The 15,423-nt window shown below is 40.6% G+C and carries 9 protein-coding genes and 3 pseudogenes; 9 read left to right on the top strand and 3 right to left on the bottom strand.

Annotated features, from left to right (window positions below):
- Nucleotides 1-39 precede the first annotated feature (39 nt).
- The 5 genes and pseudogenes from nusA to truB all read left to right on the top strand — a co-directional run bounded on the left by nusA (nucleotide 40) and on the right by truB (nucleotide 6,329).
- The gene (nusA, locus tag MF1_RS01015) at nucleotides 40-1,671 is read left to right on the top strand and encodes a transcription termination factor NusA (RefSeq protein WP_014923730.1); all 1,632 of its coding nucleotides are present in this window, start codon (nucleotides 40-42) and stop codon (nucleotides 1,669-1,671) included.
- Nucleotides 1,672-2,305: pseudogene (locus MF1_RS01010) on the top strand (RNA-binding protein).
- Nucleotides 2,302-4,839, top strand: coding sequence for a translation initiation factor IF-2 (gene infB / locus MF1_RS01005; protein WP_042995288.1), 2,538 nt, complete (start codon nucleotides 2,302-2,304; stop codon nucleotides 4,837-4,839). The pseudogene MF1_RS01010 and the gene infB overlap by 4 nt, the downstream one beginning before the upstream one ends.
- A gap of 117 nt (nucleotides 4,840-4,956) precedes the next feature.
- Nucleotides 4,957-5,370, top strand: a pseudogene (rbfA, locus tag MF1_RS01000) (30S ribosome-binding factor RbfA); the annotation flags it as partial.
- Between the two features lie 3 nt (nucleotides 5,371-5,373).
- Nucleotides 5,374-6,329 (top strand): annotated as a pseudogene (truB, locus tag MF1_RS00995) (tRNA pseudouridine(55) synthase TruB).
- A gap of 92 nt (nucleotides 6,330-6,421) precedes the next feature.
- On the opposite strand, the gene MF1_RS00985 reads toward truB, so the two are convergent.
- Nucleotides 6,422-8,050, bottom strand: coding sequence for an MFS transporter (locus MF1_RS00985; RefSeq protein WP_161510261.1), 1,629 nt, complete (start codon nucleotides 8,048-8,050; stop codon nucleotides 6,422-6,424).
- 316 nt (nucleotides 8,051-8,366) lie between these two features.
- Between MF1_RS00985 and rpsO the strand changes: the two genes are divergently transcribed.
- The 3 genes from rpsO to MF1_RS00970 all read left to right on the top strand — a co-directional run bounded on the left by rpsO (nucleotide 8,367) and on the right by MF1_RS00970 (nucleotide 12,166).
- Nucleotides 8,367-8,636, top strand: a complete 270-nt coding sequence (rpsO, locus tag MF1_RS00980; RefSeq protein WP_014923725.1) for a 30S ribosomal protein S15 — start codon at nucleotides 8,367-8,369, stop codon at nucleotides 8,634-8,636.
- A gap of 261 nt (nucleotides 8,637-8,897) precedes the next feature.
- Nucleotides 8,898-11,099 (top strand): polyribonucleotide nucleotidyltransferase, encoded by a 2,202-nt coding sequence (pnp, locus tag MF1_RS00975; RefSeq protein WP_161510260.1) that lies wholly within the window; start codon nucleotides 8,898-8,900, stop codon nucleotides 11,097-11,099.
- A gap of 71 nt (nucleotides 11,100-11,170) precedes the next feature.
- Complete coding sequence (locus MF1_RS00970) at nucleotides 11,171-12,166, top strand: class I SAM-dependent methyltransferase (RefSeq protein ID WP_161510259.1); 996 nt, start codon at nucleotides 11,171-11,173, stop codon at nucleotides 12,164-12,166.
- A 19-nt stretch (nucleotides 12,167-12,185) separates the two neighbouring features.
- On the opposite strand, the gene hslU is transcribed toward MF1_RS00970, so the two are convergent.
- Nucleotides 12,186-13,496, bottom strand: a complete 1,311-nt coding sequence (hslU, locus tag MF1_RS00965; protein WP_011179014.1) for an ATP-dependent protease ATPase subunit HslU — start codon at nucleotides 13,494-13,496, stop codon at nucleotides 12,186-12,188.
- Entirely contained in the window at nucleotides 13,497-14,078 is a 582-nt protein-coding gene (gene hslV, locus MF1_RS00960) for an ATP-dependent protease subunit HslV (protein ID WP_042995287.1), read from the bottom strand. It abuts the gene before it with no gap.
- A 202-nt stretch (nucleotides 14,079-14,280) separates the two neighbouring features.
- On the opposite strand from hslV, the gene MF1_RS00955 reads away from it, so the two are divergent.
- A complete protein-coding gene (locus MF1_RS00955) occupies nucleotides 14,281-15,270 on the top strand; it encodes an asparaginase (RefSeq protein WP_014923721.1) in 990 nt (329 codons plus the stop codon).
- Nucleotides 15,271-15,423 lie beyond the last annotated feature (153 nt).

Raw genomic sequence — 15,423 nt, 5'->3', positions numbered from 1 at the left:
ATCAATGCCCATCGTGGGGCACAAAGAAGGAGAAAATCGATGGCTACAAGCGCTAACAGACTTGAAATTCTGCAAATTGCAGATGCTGTTGCACGTGAAAAGTCGATCGACCGGGAAATTGTCATTTCTGCAATGGCCGATGCTATCCAGAAAGCGGCGCGCTCTCGTTATGGTCAAGAAACCAATATCCATGCCGAGATCAATTCAAAAACAGGTGAAATTAAATTACAACGTCTGCTTAAAATTGTCGATATCGTTGAGGATTATACAACTGAAATCACTTTATCTGACGCACTCAAACGACAAGCAGATGCAAAAATTGGTGATTTTTTTGCTGATCTTTTGCCTCCTATGGATTTTGGACGCATCGCAGCGCAATCTGCTAAACAGGTTATTGTACAAAAGGTCCGTGATGCAGAGCGTGACCAACAATACGAAGAATTCAAAAATAAAATTGGTGAAATTATTTCCGGTACGGTAAAACGTGTCGAATATGGCAATGTTATCGTTGATCTAGGACGCGGTGAAGCTATTGTACGACGTGATGAATTAATTCCACGTGAATCTTTCCACTATGGAGATCGTATTCGTGCCTTTGTTAGTGATGTGCACCGCGAACCACGCGGTCCGCAAATTTTTCTTTCACGCACACATCCTCAATTTATGGTAAAACTTTTTACCATGGAAGTGCCAGAAATCTATGATGGTATTATAGAAATTAAATCTGTTGCACGCGATCCAGGTTCACGTGCTAAAATTGCCGTTGTCTCACGCGATGGTTCAATTGATCCCGTTGGAGCGTGTGTTGGGATGCGAGGAAGTCGTGTTCAAGCTGTTGTTGCAGAGTTACAAGGTGAAAAAATTGATATTATTCCTTGGTCACCTGACGCTGCAACATTTATTGTCAATGCATTACAACCCGCAGAAGTTTCCAAAGTCGTCCTCGATGAAGATGTAGAACGTATCGAAGTCATTGTACCTGATGACCAGCTCAGTCTTGCTATTGGTCGGCGTGGACAAAATGTTCGTTTAGCTTCACAATTAACAGGATGGAATATTGATATTTTAACAGAACAGGAAGAATCTGAAAACCGTCAAAAAGAATTTACCGAACGCAGCAAATTGTTTATGGAATCATTAGATGTTGACGAAATGATTGGGCAAGTTATGGCATCAGAGGGCTTTTCCTCCATTGAAGAAATCGCTTATATTGATCTCGAAGAAATCGCTTCCATTGATGGTTTTGATCATGAAACTGCTGCTGAAATCCAAAGTCGTGCACGTGAATATCTAGAACGCAAAGAAAAAGAACTTGATGAAAAGCGCAAAAAACTCGGTGTCTCTGATGAATTGCGAATGCTTCCTGGAATAACAAATGCTATGTTGGTTGCTATTGGCGAAGATGGTGTAAAAACAATAGAAGATTTTGCAGGCTATGCAGTCGACGACTTGGCTGGCTGGAAAGAACGTAAGGAAGGTCAAACACAGAATTTTTCTGGTATCCTAACCCCATTTGATATTACACGATTTGATGCAGAAGCTATGGTTTTAGCTGCACGTGTGCAAGCAGGCTGGATAGACAAAGCTGATCTTATTACAGAAAATCCTGCAAAAATAGAAAATTCTGCAGAAAATGAAAAAATAGATAATTTGAACGAGGATACACTTTAAATGAATGAACGGACCTGCATTGTGACAAGAAAAAATTCTTCAGCAAAAGCGCTGATCCGTTTTGTTATTGGCCCCAATAATCAAATTGTCCCTGATCTTAAATCCAATTTACCTGGGCGTGGCGTCTGGGTCTCTTCTCACCGTTCTGCCATTGAAGAAGCGATCAAACAAAAAGCTTTTAACAAAAGTTTTAAAACAGATGTTGAAGTTGCGTCAAACCTCGCACATATTGTGGAGACGCTTTTGCTAAAAGCTGCTCTTGGCAGCCTTTCCATGGCGCGAAAAGCAGGTGTTATTGTTATGGGAGCAACCAAAGTTGATGCAGCTATCCGCTCTGGTAAAGTCATTTTCGTCCTTCATGCCAAAGAAGCTACAGAAAATGGAAAGCGGAAAATTTTACAAGCCATCCATACAATACAGCAACAAACAAATCAGAACATAAAAACCACATCATTATTTACAAGTGATGAAATGCGTATGGCTTTTGGAACTCATTCTGTGATGCACGCGGCCTTATTGAATATGAAGGCTGCAGAAGGATTTCTCAAAACAATACACAAACTGATTGACTATCGTGACGACAAGCACAAAGCCTGGTGAGATGACGGTACAAGCCGTGAAGGAAATAAAATGAGTGAAAACAATAACGACAAAACAACAGTCAAAAAGACACTGACTCTAAAGAGGTCAGTCTTGGAAACGAGTACGGTCAAACAAAATTTTAGCCATGGTCGTACAAAGGCTGTCGTTGTCGAAACCAAGCGGCGCAAAATTACGCGGACCGATGAAAAAGCCGAAACACCACAGCCAATTACGAAACCACATGTGGCACCCCAACGCTCTAAACCACGGTTCGAAGAAGCTAAGCCTAGTGAATCATCTATGGCCAAAAGCAATCTCTCATCAGCTGAAATGGAAGCAAGACTTCGCGCGTTAGAAGAAGCACACATCCAAGAAAGAATCACGCGTGAAAAAGTCGAAGAACAAGAAAGACGTATCAAAGAGCGTGAAGAAAGTTTGCGGCAAGCAGTGCAAGAAACAGAAATACATCAAGAAGAACAAAAAGAGGAAAAAAATCCACCGGTACAGACTTCACCTCTTTCCTCTGCTCACTCCTCAATAGAACCGATAGATATCGCTATCACACCTAAAAATATAACTGTCACTGAAAAACGCAAAGCAGATGAAATCAAAAATGACGATCGGCATAGTCGACGTGCTAACCCTGCTAAGTCAGAAGTGCGCACACCAAAAGTTGTAAAAGGTGCTAACGAACGACGTCGTGGAAAACTTACTCTCAATAGTGCACTGGACGAAGAAGGAAGCGTGCGTGGACGCTCAATGGCTGCAATGCGCCGCAGGCAAGAAAAATTTAAACGTGCACAAAACCAAGAACCAAAAGAAAAGATTTCCCGCGAAGTTGTTATTCCTGAAACCATTACCATTCAAGAACTCGCACAGCGTATGGCTGAACGTTCCGTTGATGTGATTAAATTTCTGATGAAACAGGAACAAATGATGAAACCAGGCGATGTTATTGATGCAGATGTTGCCGAGCTCATTGCCGTTGAATTCGGCCACACTGTTAAACGTGTTTTAGAATCTGACGTAGAAGAGGGCATCTTTAATATCGCTGATAATCCTCAAAAGATGCAGCCGCGTCCACCAGTTGTAACAATTATGGGCCATGTTGACCACGGAAAAACTTCCCTTCTTGATGCTATTCGAAAAGCGAATGTTGTTTCTGGTGAAGCAGGTGGTATTACGCAGCATATTGGTGCGTATCAAGTAGAACAAAACGGTCAAAAAATTACCTTTATTGATACACCTGGACATGCCGCCTTCACAGCTATGCGCGCTCGTGGGGCTCGTGTTACGGATATCGCCGTTCTGGTTGTCGCTGCTGATGATAGCGTCATGCCGCAAACCGTTGAATCAATTAATCATGCAAAAGCAGCTGGTGTCCCCATTATTGTTGCCATCAACAAAATCGATAAACCAGCTGCTGATGCGCAAAAAGTACGTACAGAACTTCTGCAACACGAAGTGTTTGTTGAGACTATGGGCGGAGAAACTTTGGAAGTCGAAGTTTCTGCTAAAACCGGTCAAAACCTTGTTAAGCTTCTCGAAGCTATTCTCCTTCAAGCTGAACTTCTTGATCTAAAAGCAGACCCAAAACGAACCGCAGAGGGTGTTGTTATTGAAGCCAAATTGGATCGGGGTCGTGGATCTGTTGCGACAGTTCTTGTCCAAAAAGGCACATTACATCCTTCTGATATTATTGTCGCTGGCAATGAATGGGGCCGTGTACGTGCCTTGATTGACGACCATGGTCGCCATGTCAAAGAAGCAGTTCCCTCTACACCTATCGAAATTTTGGGCATGCAAGGAACACCACAAGCTGGTGACCGTTTTGCTGTTGTCACTCATGAAGCAAAAGCACGGGAAATTGCTGAATACCGTCAGCGATTAGCACGTGATAAAGCTGTAGCTCGGCAAACGGGTTCTCGAAGTTCTCTTGAGCAGATGATGACAAAGTTACAAACCACTGGTGTCAAAGAATTTCCTCTTATTGTTAAAGGAGATGTTCAGGGCTCAATTGAAGCAATCGCTTCAGCATTAGAAAAACTTGGGAATGAAGAGGTACGGGCGCGCATTGTCCATTCTGGTGCTGGAGGTATCACTGAAAGTGATATTTCTCTTGCGGAAGCTTCCAACTCTGCCGTGATTGGCTTTAATGTTCGAGCTAATAAACAAGCGTGTGCTTTAGCTAAAACACAAGGAATTGAAATTCGCTATTATAACATCATTTATGATCTGGTTGACGATATAAAAGCTGCTATGTCAGGATTGCTTTCACCAGAACAGCGTGAAACTTTCCTCGGTAATGCTGAAATTCTGGAAGTCTTTAATATTACAAAAATTGGAAAAGTCGCTGGATGTCGTGTTATAGAGGGTAAAATAGAACGGGGAGCTGGTGTCCGCCTTATCCGCGATAATATTGTCATTCACGAAGGAAAACTTAAAACACTCAAACGCTTCAAAGATGAAGTCAGTGAAGTACAAAGTGGTCAAGAATGTGGAATAGCATTCGAAAACTATGAAGACATACGTGCAGGAGATACCATAGAGATCTTCCGCATCGAACATATTAATCGCACATTATAAAATAATCCAATAGCAATATTTTCTGTAAAAAAGTTATTGGATTTTACGTGCAATGCCTCTGTTCTTTCTTATTTTTTTTAAGGTTTTCAGGGGAAGAAGAATTGTCATAAAGGTAAAACTTCGATGAAAAATGCAGGGCCATCACAACGGCAACTAAGAGTGGGAGAGCAAGTACGTCATGCGGTAGCTTATAAACTGCAGCAAGGTATTTTACTTGATGATCTTTTGAAAAATATAGTGATTTCTGTTGCTGAAGTACGTATGTCACCAGATTTAAAAATTGCCACCTGCTTTGTTTCATCACTCAGTACTCTTCATAACGTTTCTCCTACTGATGTTGTGAATGTTCTCAATAAACATAGCCGTTTTATCCGCAGAGAAATCAGTTATTCGTTGCGACAAATGAAATACATGCCTGAACTACGTTTTCGACTTGATACCAGCTTTGATAACTTTTCAAAAATAGATTCTCTACTCCGCTCACCTGAAGTAGCACGCGATCTTCACCATAATGATGAATTTAAGGATTAAAACATGGTACGGCAACGCAAAAAAAGAGGTCGTCCTGTTTCTGGCTGGGTAATATTTGATAAACCAAAAGGAATGAGATCAACAGAAGCTGTCTCACAAATTAAATGGCTCTTTCATGCGCAAAAAGCCGGACATGCAGGTACGCTTGATCCCCTTGCTTCTGGTCTCCTGCCAATTGCATTGGGGGAAGCAACCAAAACTGTTCCCTACGTTATGCAAGGCACAAAAACCTACCGTTTTCATATCGCTTGGGGGGAAGAGCGCTCAACAGATGATCTAGAGGGTGAAATAACGCACATATCTTCTAAACGTCCAACACAAGAAGAGATACTCGCTCTACTTCCTCAATATACAGGTGTTATTTTGCAAACACCCCCACAATTTTCAGCAATTAAAATTACCGGCAACCGCGCCTATGATTTAGCACGTGAGGGCAAAGTTGTTGAAATTCCACCACGCCAAGTGGAAATAGAAACTTTTAAATTAATAGAAACTCCTACCCGAGAACGTTCTGTCTTTGAAATAACCTGCGGAAAAGGAACGTATGTGCGCTCTTTAGCCCGCGATATGGGACGTGATCTCGGTTGTTATGGGCATATTGCTGATTTAAGACGTACCACAGTGGCACCTTTTTGTGAAGATGATCTCATTACATGGGAAGAACTAAAAGCAGTAGCGCTAGATAAAATTGCAATAAATGAAAATGGCACTCCTTCTGAAAGAAATTTTACAAAACTTGATGAACTCTTAATTGAAACGGGCGCCGCACTGAAATGTCTCTCTCATTATACCCTTAGTGAAACACAAGCACAGTGAGTCATAGCGGGTAAGTCAATGCCCCTTTGTGGTCACAATGCACCTATTGATAAAGATGAGGCTTGCGTCCTCTACAAAGGCCAACTTGCTGTCGGTACTCTTGACAAAGCCAGTTCAAGCCAACGGGGATTTTCACAATTTAATCCGTTCTTTTTTATAACACTCTATATTTTCATCTCTCAATAACAAAGAATAAAGAATGAAGCCCTTCTCATTCTATACTCAACTCTTACCATCAAAGTAACTGGTCAGCAGAAGGCTTTAAATGCATCTCACTGGCATGCGGTATTGTCTGCCGCTCAATCATACGGTGTACTCTTATACCGTTAGGTGCACAATTTAAGTGACGCAGAAGCTTATTCACTTCTGCATCTGCTTTTATGCGACGGTGATTATGGCGCAAATAATCTACCCATGTTGGCATATGATAAACTTCTGTCCAATATTCAGGCCTTTCAAGATCACGTAAAAGAACCCACTGGCGAGCTCCATCACGTAAACGAATATGACGACGACGTGTCATCACTTTGAGAAATTCTTCAAGATCATTTTCATGAATTTGGTAATCAATCATAATCATGATCGGACCGCTTCTTGCTTCTAGGTCGAGTAAAAGCTCTGGTTCTCTGAAATGGTCAAGGGGATCCAGATCAATCTGGGGAATTTCCTGAATTTTAAACTTTATCCCCGCAAGAGCTCCAAAAATCAAAAATAGAGAACAAATACTCAAAGTAACGGTTGGGGAATAACCATCAGCCAGCCCCCCCCAAATTGCGCTTCCAACAGCCATACCCCCATAAGATGCCGTTTGATAAAGTGCCAAAGCACGTGCAACAACCCAACGCGGTGTAGAAAGTTGTACAGATGTATTAAAAAGCGATAAAGCCAAAACCCAACATAAACCTGCAGGAAATAAAGCAATATGGATTACAATGAGCGAACGGCTCATTGCTAAAAAAAAGCAGGAAAAAGCAAAACCAATAAATGCACTTGCAATAATCGTCTCTGAACGAAAATAATGCCGTACAGATGAATTAATAAGGCCTGCTGTCATCGCTCCCAGACCAAAACAACCGAGCAATGTACCATAAAGAAGTGCATTTCCTCCAAGAATTTTATACACAACAATTGGCAAGAGTGCCAAAATCGAAATCGCCCCAAAACCAAAAAGGAACGCTCTGACCATAATACTTAGAAGATTAGGTGACATCACAACATAACGCAAACCATCTGAGACAGCCCCTAAAAGTCTCTCGCGTGGCAAGAGGTTATTTTTATAGCTCTGTTTCCATAAAAACAAAGCACCAATTAAAGGAATGTAACTTACCGCATTGAACAAAAAAGCTGTGGCTGCGCCCAGAGTAGCAATGATGGCACCACCAATAGCAGGACCTACACTACGCATCAAATTAAAACCGACACTGTTCAAACTAACGGCAGCAGGAATGTTTTCCCTACTCACAATATCTCCTATTGTTGCCTGCCACGAAGGATTATAAAAGGCAGTTCCACACCCAATTAAAAACGTAAAGCATAATAAAAGCCAAGGTGTTAGAACCCCCATATAAGCTAAACCAGCCAAACTCATTGATATAACCATCATCATAATCTGCGCACACAACATAATTTGACGCCGATTAAAATTGTCAGCTAATGCTCCTGCCATCAGAGAAAACATAACAAGTGGTAATGTTGTAGCACTTTGAACAAGCCCAACCATGGAATGCGAAGAACCGATTAACGCCATTAACCAACCTGCCCCTACAGCCTGTATGAGCCCCCCTAAATTAGAAACAAGCGTGGATAGCCATAAATTTCGAAATACCGAATTACGAAAAAGTTCCAATGTTGAAATACTCTGCATCTTTTGCCTCCAAATCGGTATTCTATCGCTTTTTTTACCACACACATTCTATTAAACAGCAATTTTTGTAACAAAAGGATGCATAATTCTTTAAAAATTTTCATAAAACATTATTAAAATCAATCTTTCAAAATAAAAGCCTTTATTAAAGAAGATCTTCAAGATGCTTTCAAGGACTAGTATTTTAACCTCCTTTTCTGTATAAATGCCAGAGCAAGTAAGAGTCTTTGACTCTTCTTGTTCTTTCGTAGACCCTTGCTGAACGACATCTCGGCTGTGGGTGACTTTTTTCTTCGTTTTTTGAAAGGATAATACGATGTCGATTACAGCTGAACGTAAACAAGCTCTTGTCGCAGAATACGCAAATAAAGCCGGTGATACAGGATCACCAGAAGTGCAGATTGCTGTACTTTCTGAACGTATTTCTAATTTGACGAACCATTTTAAATTCCACAAAAAGGATAACCATTCTCGTCGTGGTCTTTTGAAGATGGTGTCTCAACGTCGCCGTCTACTTGATTACCTTAAAGAAATTGACCAAAATCGTTATCAGACACTTATCAAGAAATTAGGTTTGCGTCGCTAAAAGAAAAATGAGTGGGTGGTATTCTACAAAAATCCACCCATTTTTTCAGCTTGCTGCTTTTAGTTAAAAACTTTAAAAACTGATGAGTAACCATCATGGGTGTAGGATTGCTGGTTGCTTCGCGTTTAAATTGCGGTTTATTCCTCTCTTTTCGCGAAAGACAGAAGTGTTTTGTTGTCCTGCCCATAGCTTTAAGATATGCTACGCAAAACCAGAATGTGAGCACCTAGAGATGTGAACACTGGTCATTAAGGATAAAAAATGTTTAAAACGCATAAGATAGAAATTGAATGGGCCGGTCGGCCACTCACCCTCGAGACGGGGAAAATAGCGCGTCAAGCTGATGGTGCAGTAATTGCCACCTACGGTGAAACCATTGTCTTAGCAACCGTTGTGTCAGCAAAAAACCCAAAACCAGACCAGGACTTTTTTCCACTCACTGTTAATTATCAAGAAAAATTCTATGCTGTTGGCAGAATACCCGGTGGTTATTTAAAACGTGAAAGCCGGCCTACTGAAAGTGAAACATTGATTTCACGTTTAATTGATCGTCCAATTCGTCCCCTCTTTGCTGACGGCTATAAAAATGATACGCAAGTCATTGTATCCGTTATACAATATGATCTCGAAAATAATCCTGATATCCTTGCTATGATTGCATCTTCTGCCGCATTAACTCTGTCAGGTGTTCCTTTTATGGGCCCCATTGCTGGTGCTCGTGTCGGCTACTGTAACAAGCAATACATTCTCAATCCCCATATTGATGAAATGCCTGAATCAAAACTCGATCTTGTTGTTGCTGGAACAGAAAGTGCTGTGTTGATGGTTGAATCAGAAGCACAAGAATTACCTGAAGACATCATGTTGGGTGCAGTCATGTTTGGGCACAAAGGCTTTCAACCCGTTCTTGATGCTATCATCAAGCTTGCTGAAGTTGCCGCAAAAGATCCACGCGACTTTATTCCCGAAGATCTCTCTGATCTTGAAACAGCTATGTTGGAAATGGTCGAACAAGACATCCGAAAAGCTTATACAATTACTGATAAACAGGAACGTTCTACTGCAATTGATGTACTTAAAACAGAAATCATCAATAAATTTATGTCAGAAACAGAAGAAAACTGTAAATTTAGTGCAGACCAAATCGCAACAGTTTTCAAACAGTTGCAAGCAAAAATTGTTCGCTCAAACATTCTTGATACGAAAAAGCGTATTGATGGGCGCGACCTTTCAACAGTACGTCCTATACAATCGGAAGTTGGTATTTTACCCCGAACACATGGATCAGCACTCTTTACTCGTGGAGAAACACAAGCAATTGTCGTTGCAACACTAGGAACCGGTGAAGATGAACAATATGTTGACTCTTTAACGGGTATGTATAAAGAAACATTCCTCCTTCATTACAATTTTCCACCATTTTCAGTAGGTGAAACAGGACGTCTTGGCTCTCCTGGTCGCCGCGAGATCGGACATGGCAAACTGGCGTGGCGTGCCATTCATCCTATGTTGCCAACTAAGGAATCTTTTCCTTATACCATTCGTGCTGTCTCAGAAATCACTGAATCCAATGGATCCTCTTCAATGGCAACAGTTTGCGGAACTTCACTTGCTCTCATGGATGCCGGTGTTCCTCTGGTACGCCCTATTGCAGGTATTGCCATGGGTTTGATTAAAGAAGGGGAACGCTTCGCCATTCTGTCTGATATTTTAGGAGATGAAGATCATCTCGGAGACATGGATTTTAAAGTAGCGGGGACAAAAAATGGTATTACTGCTTTACAAATGGATATAAAAATTGATGGTATTACCGAAGAGATTATGAAAATCGCACTTGAGCAAGCCAAAGATGGCCGGATTCATATTCTCAATGAAATGGCCAAAGCTTTAACCAGTGCGCGTGATGAACTTAGTGAATTTTCTCCACGCATTGAAGTTATGAACATTGCTGTTGATAAAATACGCGATGTTATCGGCTCTGGCGGCAAAGTAATTCGAGAAATTGTGGAACAAACTGGAGCTAAAATTAATATTGAAGATAATGGAACAATTAAAATCGCTTCTGCCGATGCTAGAACCATTGAAGCAGCAAAGCGCTGGATCCATTCAATTGTTGACGAGCCTGAAGTTGGTGGTATCTACCAAGGAACAGTTGTAAAAACTGCAGAATTCGGCGCATTTGTAAATTTCTTTGGCTCACGTGATGGGCTCGTTCATATCTCTCAACTTACAACAGAACGTGTCACAAAAACAACGAATGTTGTTAAAGAAGGCGATAAAGTTTGGGTTAAATTGATGGGCTTTGATGAGCGTGGTAAAGTTCGGTTATCGATGAAAATTGTCGACCAACAGACCGGAAAAGAAATTACTGGTGATAATTCGATAAAAGCAGAAAAAGAAAAGTATGCTGATACAAAAAATAACCCCGAAAACAAACGCCTTCGTAAGAAAAAAGAAGAATAATCTCCCCTTCTTACTATGAAATGAAATGCCAGCCCAAATTGGAATGGCATTTTTCTTTGAAGGAACCATATGTGTTATTATTTTTGCCTTTTGAAAACCATGGACTCCTCTATCCTGATTCAAGCCAATTTTGGCTAAGTTTTGGTTTAACGGAAATCCCCGCTCCTAAATGGGCAAAAAACTTAGAAGTTATAACGCCTTGGCGACCAGATTTTTTAAAATTTTCCAATGCTCGATTTCGCTGCTCTCCTCAAATAGATCAAACTTTCACCTATGATGGTGCACTTTTGCAATTGAGCAAATATCGTGGTTTTAATCAAAATTGTTTTCTTGATTTATTAGAATGTGTTAAACCTGGTGGGTGGATTGTTATCGGTGGAAATAAAACTACCGGTGCTGCATCAATGATGAAATGGGTCAAAACTATTGTACCCATCACCGGTAAATTGTCTAAAAATCATGGTCTTGTCTTCTGGATTCAAGTTCCACAACAGATAGATAAACAAAACATTGTACATTTGCGCTCACTACCGCTTACTTTTGAAAATAAATTTCAAACCACTTCTGGCATGTTCTCTCATGGTCGTATTGACCCAGGATCTGCTGCACTTGCTCTGCATATGCCCAAAGTTATTGCTGGAAAGACTGCCGATTTTGGTTCTGGCTGGGGCTTTCTTTCTCACGCTGCACTTGAAAGAAGTGAAAAATTAACTGCTCTCGACCTCTATGAAGCCGACTACAATGCTTTAGAAGCAGCCAAAAAGCACCTCAAGCATATAAAGGCTTCTCTTCCGGTTCATTTTTATTGGCATGATCTTTTACATGAACCAATCACAAATCTATATGATACAATCATTTCAAATCCGCCATTTCATACGCAACAAACTACGGATGTTTCATTAGGACAGCATTTTATTATAAATGCCGCAAAATATCTAAAGCCAGGTGGTCATTTGCTTCTTGTTGCTAACCGCCACCTGCCTTATGAAACCTTGTTAAAAAACCTTTTTCGCACGGTATTGATACACCAAACCTCCGGCTTCAAAATTATCGAAGCACACCGTTAAACAAAAACAAGAGATCACTCTAAAGAATGAAACGTGAAAGATCTAAATCAGCAGCAAGATCGCCTATAGATTGTCTGACATAAGCAGCGTCAATTTTAAACGATGTCCCTGCTTTATCAGGTGCAGTAAAAGAAATCTCATCCAAAACGCGCTCCATCACCGTTTGCAAACGACGTGCCCCTATGTTTTCAATCCTTGCATTTAAATCCACCGCAATATCTGCTAGAGCGTCAATCGCATCATCTGTGATTTCTAAACGAACCTCCTCCATTGCCATTAAAGCAATATATTGCTTAATCAGACTGGCTTCAGGTTCGGTCAGAATACGTCGTAAATCTTCCCGTGTTAAAGGATTCAGTTCTACGCGGATGGGCAAACGGCCTTGAAGTTCTGGCAATAAATCAGATGGCTTGGAAACATGAAACGCACCTGATGCAATAAAAAGGATATGATCTGTTTTGATTTGCCCATATTTTGTGGCAATTGTTGTTCCTTCCACCAAAGGCAAAAGATCCCGTTGAACTCCCTCACGTGAAACAGCAGCACTTACCGCACCATCTCGGGTTGCAATTTTATCAATCTCATCGATAAAAACGATCCCATCATTTTCAGCAACACGAAGTGCTTCTTGAATAATTTGATCTTGATCAAGAAGTTTTTCAGATTCATCATCAATAAGTGGCTTAAAAGAATCCTTTACTGTCGTTTTGCGAACTTTTATACGACTTCCCATTTTGCCAAAAATTTCTGACAAATTCATAATTCCCATTTGTGCACCAGGCATACCAGGAATATCAAAGGTCGAAGCGCTATTGCTGTTATTATCAGCTACTTCAATCTCAATCTCTTTCTCATCCAGTTCACCTTCACGCAATTTTTTGCGAAAACTATCACGGGTAGCGGGGCTTGCTGTTTTACCAACAAGAGCATCTAAAACACGCTCTTCAGCATTAATGTGAGCCTTTACTTTTACTTCATCCCGTTTTTTTTCACGCACAAGAGAAATGGCAATCTCAACAAGATCACGAATAATTTGCTCAACATCACGCCCCACGTAACCAACTTCAGTAAATTTAGTCGCTTCTACTTTAACGAAAGGTGCTCCAGCAAGTTTTGCTAATCGACGCGCTATACCTGTTTTACCAACACCTGTTGGTCCTATCATCAAAATATTTTTGGGCATAACCTCTTCACGCATCGGACCATCAAGTTGTTGTCGACGCCATCGATTCCGCAGTGCAATAGCCACAGAACGTTTGGCATCATTTTGGCCAATAATAAAACGATCAAGTTCAGAAACAATTTCACGAGGAGAAAATACAATACACATTCAAATAGCTTTCTCTAAAGAAGATAATTCTGCATCCAATGTTTCAATTGTGAAATGATCATTGGTATAAACACAAATTTTAGCGGCAATATCCATAGCTTTACGGGCAATGGTTTCTGCATCCAAATTCATATCTACGAGTGCCCACGCAGCTGAAAGAGCAAAATTGCCTCCAGAACCAATTGCCATAATTCCGTCTTCTGGTTCTAAAACATCACCAAGCCCTGTTAAAGCTAAAGTTATTTTCTTATCAGCCACAAGCATCATTGCTTCGAGGCGACGCAAATAGCGGTCTGTTCGCCAGTCTTTTGCAAGTTCTACACATGCACGCATGAGCTGATCGGGATATTGTTCAAGCTTCGTTTCCAATCTTTCCAGCAATGTAAAAGCATCTGCTGTAGCACCCGCAAAACCAGCGATCACCGTCCCACTCTTCCCAAGGCGACGCACTTTGCGTGCATTGCCTTTCATAATCGTCTGCCCAAATGAGACCTGACCATCACCGGCTATCACAACTTTGCCACCTTTCCTTACAGTAATAATAGTTGTACCATACATTATGTCTGGCTTATGTCCTGCCATAAGGAAACTCCTTAATATTGATTTCTCTTCATCAAATGTAAAATCCAATTACTATCATCCTTATTTAAGAACATATACAATAAAACACAATGATTCAGCACAACTCAATTTGTTGGAATAAAAAAATGACATCATTGTTGTCAATGCAAATTGTTGCTAAATAACTTGATGTAAATAGTTTACACCTTTTAGAGGAAAAATTATGAAAAAAATAGCCATAGGAACATTAGGCGGAACAATTGCAATGGCTGCTGACAGTTTTGGACAAATGCAACCGACTTTAACCTCAGATATACTCATCAAAAGTGTTCCTGATTTAAATAACATTGCTGATATTCATGCGCAAACACTAACACAATTACCGAGTGGATCTTTATCTTTCAAAATTCTTTTTGAAATCATAGAATGGGCAAAACAACAAATAAAAGCTGGCGCAGAAGGTGTTGTTTTAGCCCAAGGTACTGATACACTGGAAGAAACGGCTTTTTTTCTTTCCCTTTACTGGAATAAAGCTGAACCACTCATTGTAACTGGTGCTATGCGTATACCCTGTGAAGCAGGCGCTGATGGACCCGCTAATATTTTAGCAGCAACCCGCGTTGCCGCTCATCCAAAAAGTCGTAACAGAGGTGTTTTAGTTGTAATCAATGATACCATTCACTCACCTTATTGGGTCCAGAAAAGCCATACCGTCAAAATCGAGACATTTCAGTCAGGGCTAACAGGTATTTTAGGTACTATTTTGGAAGGAAAACTGGTTTATTTTAATGATCGAAATTTTTTCCCGACAACATTTGACCTTCCTCAAAACGACGATCACCAAGTTGCACTTTTATACTCTTCTTTATCCTCTGGTACACAGTTAATGAAATTCTGCCTTGAAAGCGGGCATTATGCTGGACTTGTCATTGCCGGTTTTGGATCAGGACACTGCAGTTTTGAAGAAGCAGATATCGTGCGACAATATGCTCAAAAAATTCCGATCATTATCGCTAGCCGTACCTGCACTGGCTCAACAACCCGTACAACTTATGGTTATAAAGGTTCAGAAGTCGATATGATTGCCTCTGGAGCTCTCATGTCTGGTTATTTATCAGCAGTAAAAGCACGTTTACTTTTATGGGCTTTTTTGGCACAAAAACTATCATTGGCACAAATCAATGCACATTGGAATGACTGGACTATCAGTTAACGAAAGATTATCTATCATTTTAAAGATGAGAACATGCAAAATAAAGTTCATTTGAATACAAAACAGCCCACCTATCTATTCTTCATCAATTACTGCGGCAAAAAAATTTCGACCAATACAAATGACTGATACAACCCTCTCAAAAATTGATCA

Origin of the sequence: Bartonella quintana, assembly GCF_009936175.1 — a bacterium.
Taxonomy (GTDB): domain Bacteria; phylum Pseudomonadota; class Alphaproteobacteria; order Rhizobiales; family Rhizobiaceae; genus Bartonella; species Bartonella quintana.
This window is presented reverse-complemented; position numbering and strand designations above follow the sequence as displayed.

What these genes read in the sequence shown, in the direction of transcription:
- nusA (WP_014923730.1), top strand. Translation starts at nt 40, where the DNA reads ATGGCTACAAGCGCTAACAGACTTGAAATTCTGCAAATTGCAGATGCT.
- MF1_RS00985 (WP_161510261.1), bottom strand. Translation starts at nt 8,050, where the DNA reads ATGCAGAGTATTTCAACATTGGAACTTTTTCGTAATTCGGTATTTCGA.
- pnp (WP_161510260.1), top strand. Translation starts at nt 8,898, where the DNA reads ATGTTTAAAACGCATAAGATAGAAATTGAATGGGCCGGTCGGCCACTC.
- hslV (WP_042995287.1), bottom strand. Translation starts at nt 14,078, where the DNA reads ATGGCAGGACATAAGCCAGACATAATGTATGGTACAACTATTATTACT.
- rpsO (WP_014923725.1), top strand. Translation starts at nt 8,367, where the DNA reads ATGTCGATTACAGCTGAACGTAAACAAGCTCTTGTCGCAGAATACGCA.
- MF1_RS00955 (WP_014923721.1), top strand. Translation starts at nt 14,281, where the DNA reads ATGAAAAAAATAGCCATAGGAACATTAGGCGGAACAATTGCAATGGCT.
- infB (WP_042995288.1), top strand. Translation starts at nt 2,302, where the DNA reads ATGAGTGAAAACAATAACGACAAAACAACAGTCAAAAAGACACTGACT.
- hslU (WP_011179014.1), bottom strand. Translation starts at nt 13,496, where the DNA reads ATGTGTATTGTATTTTCTCCTCGTGAAATTGTTTCTGAACTTGATCGT.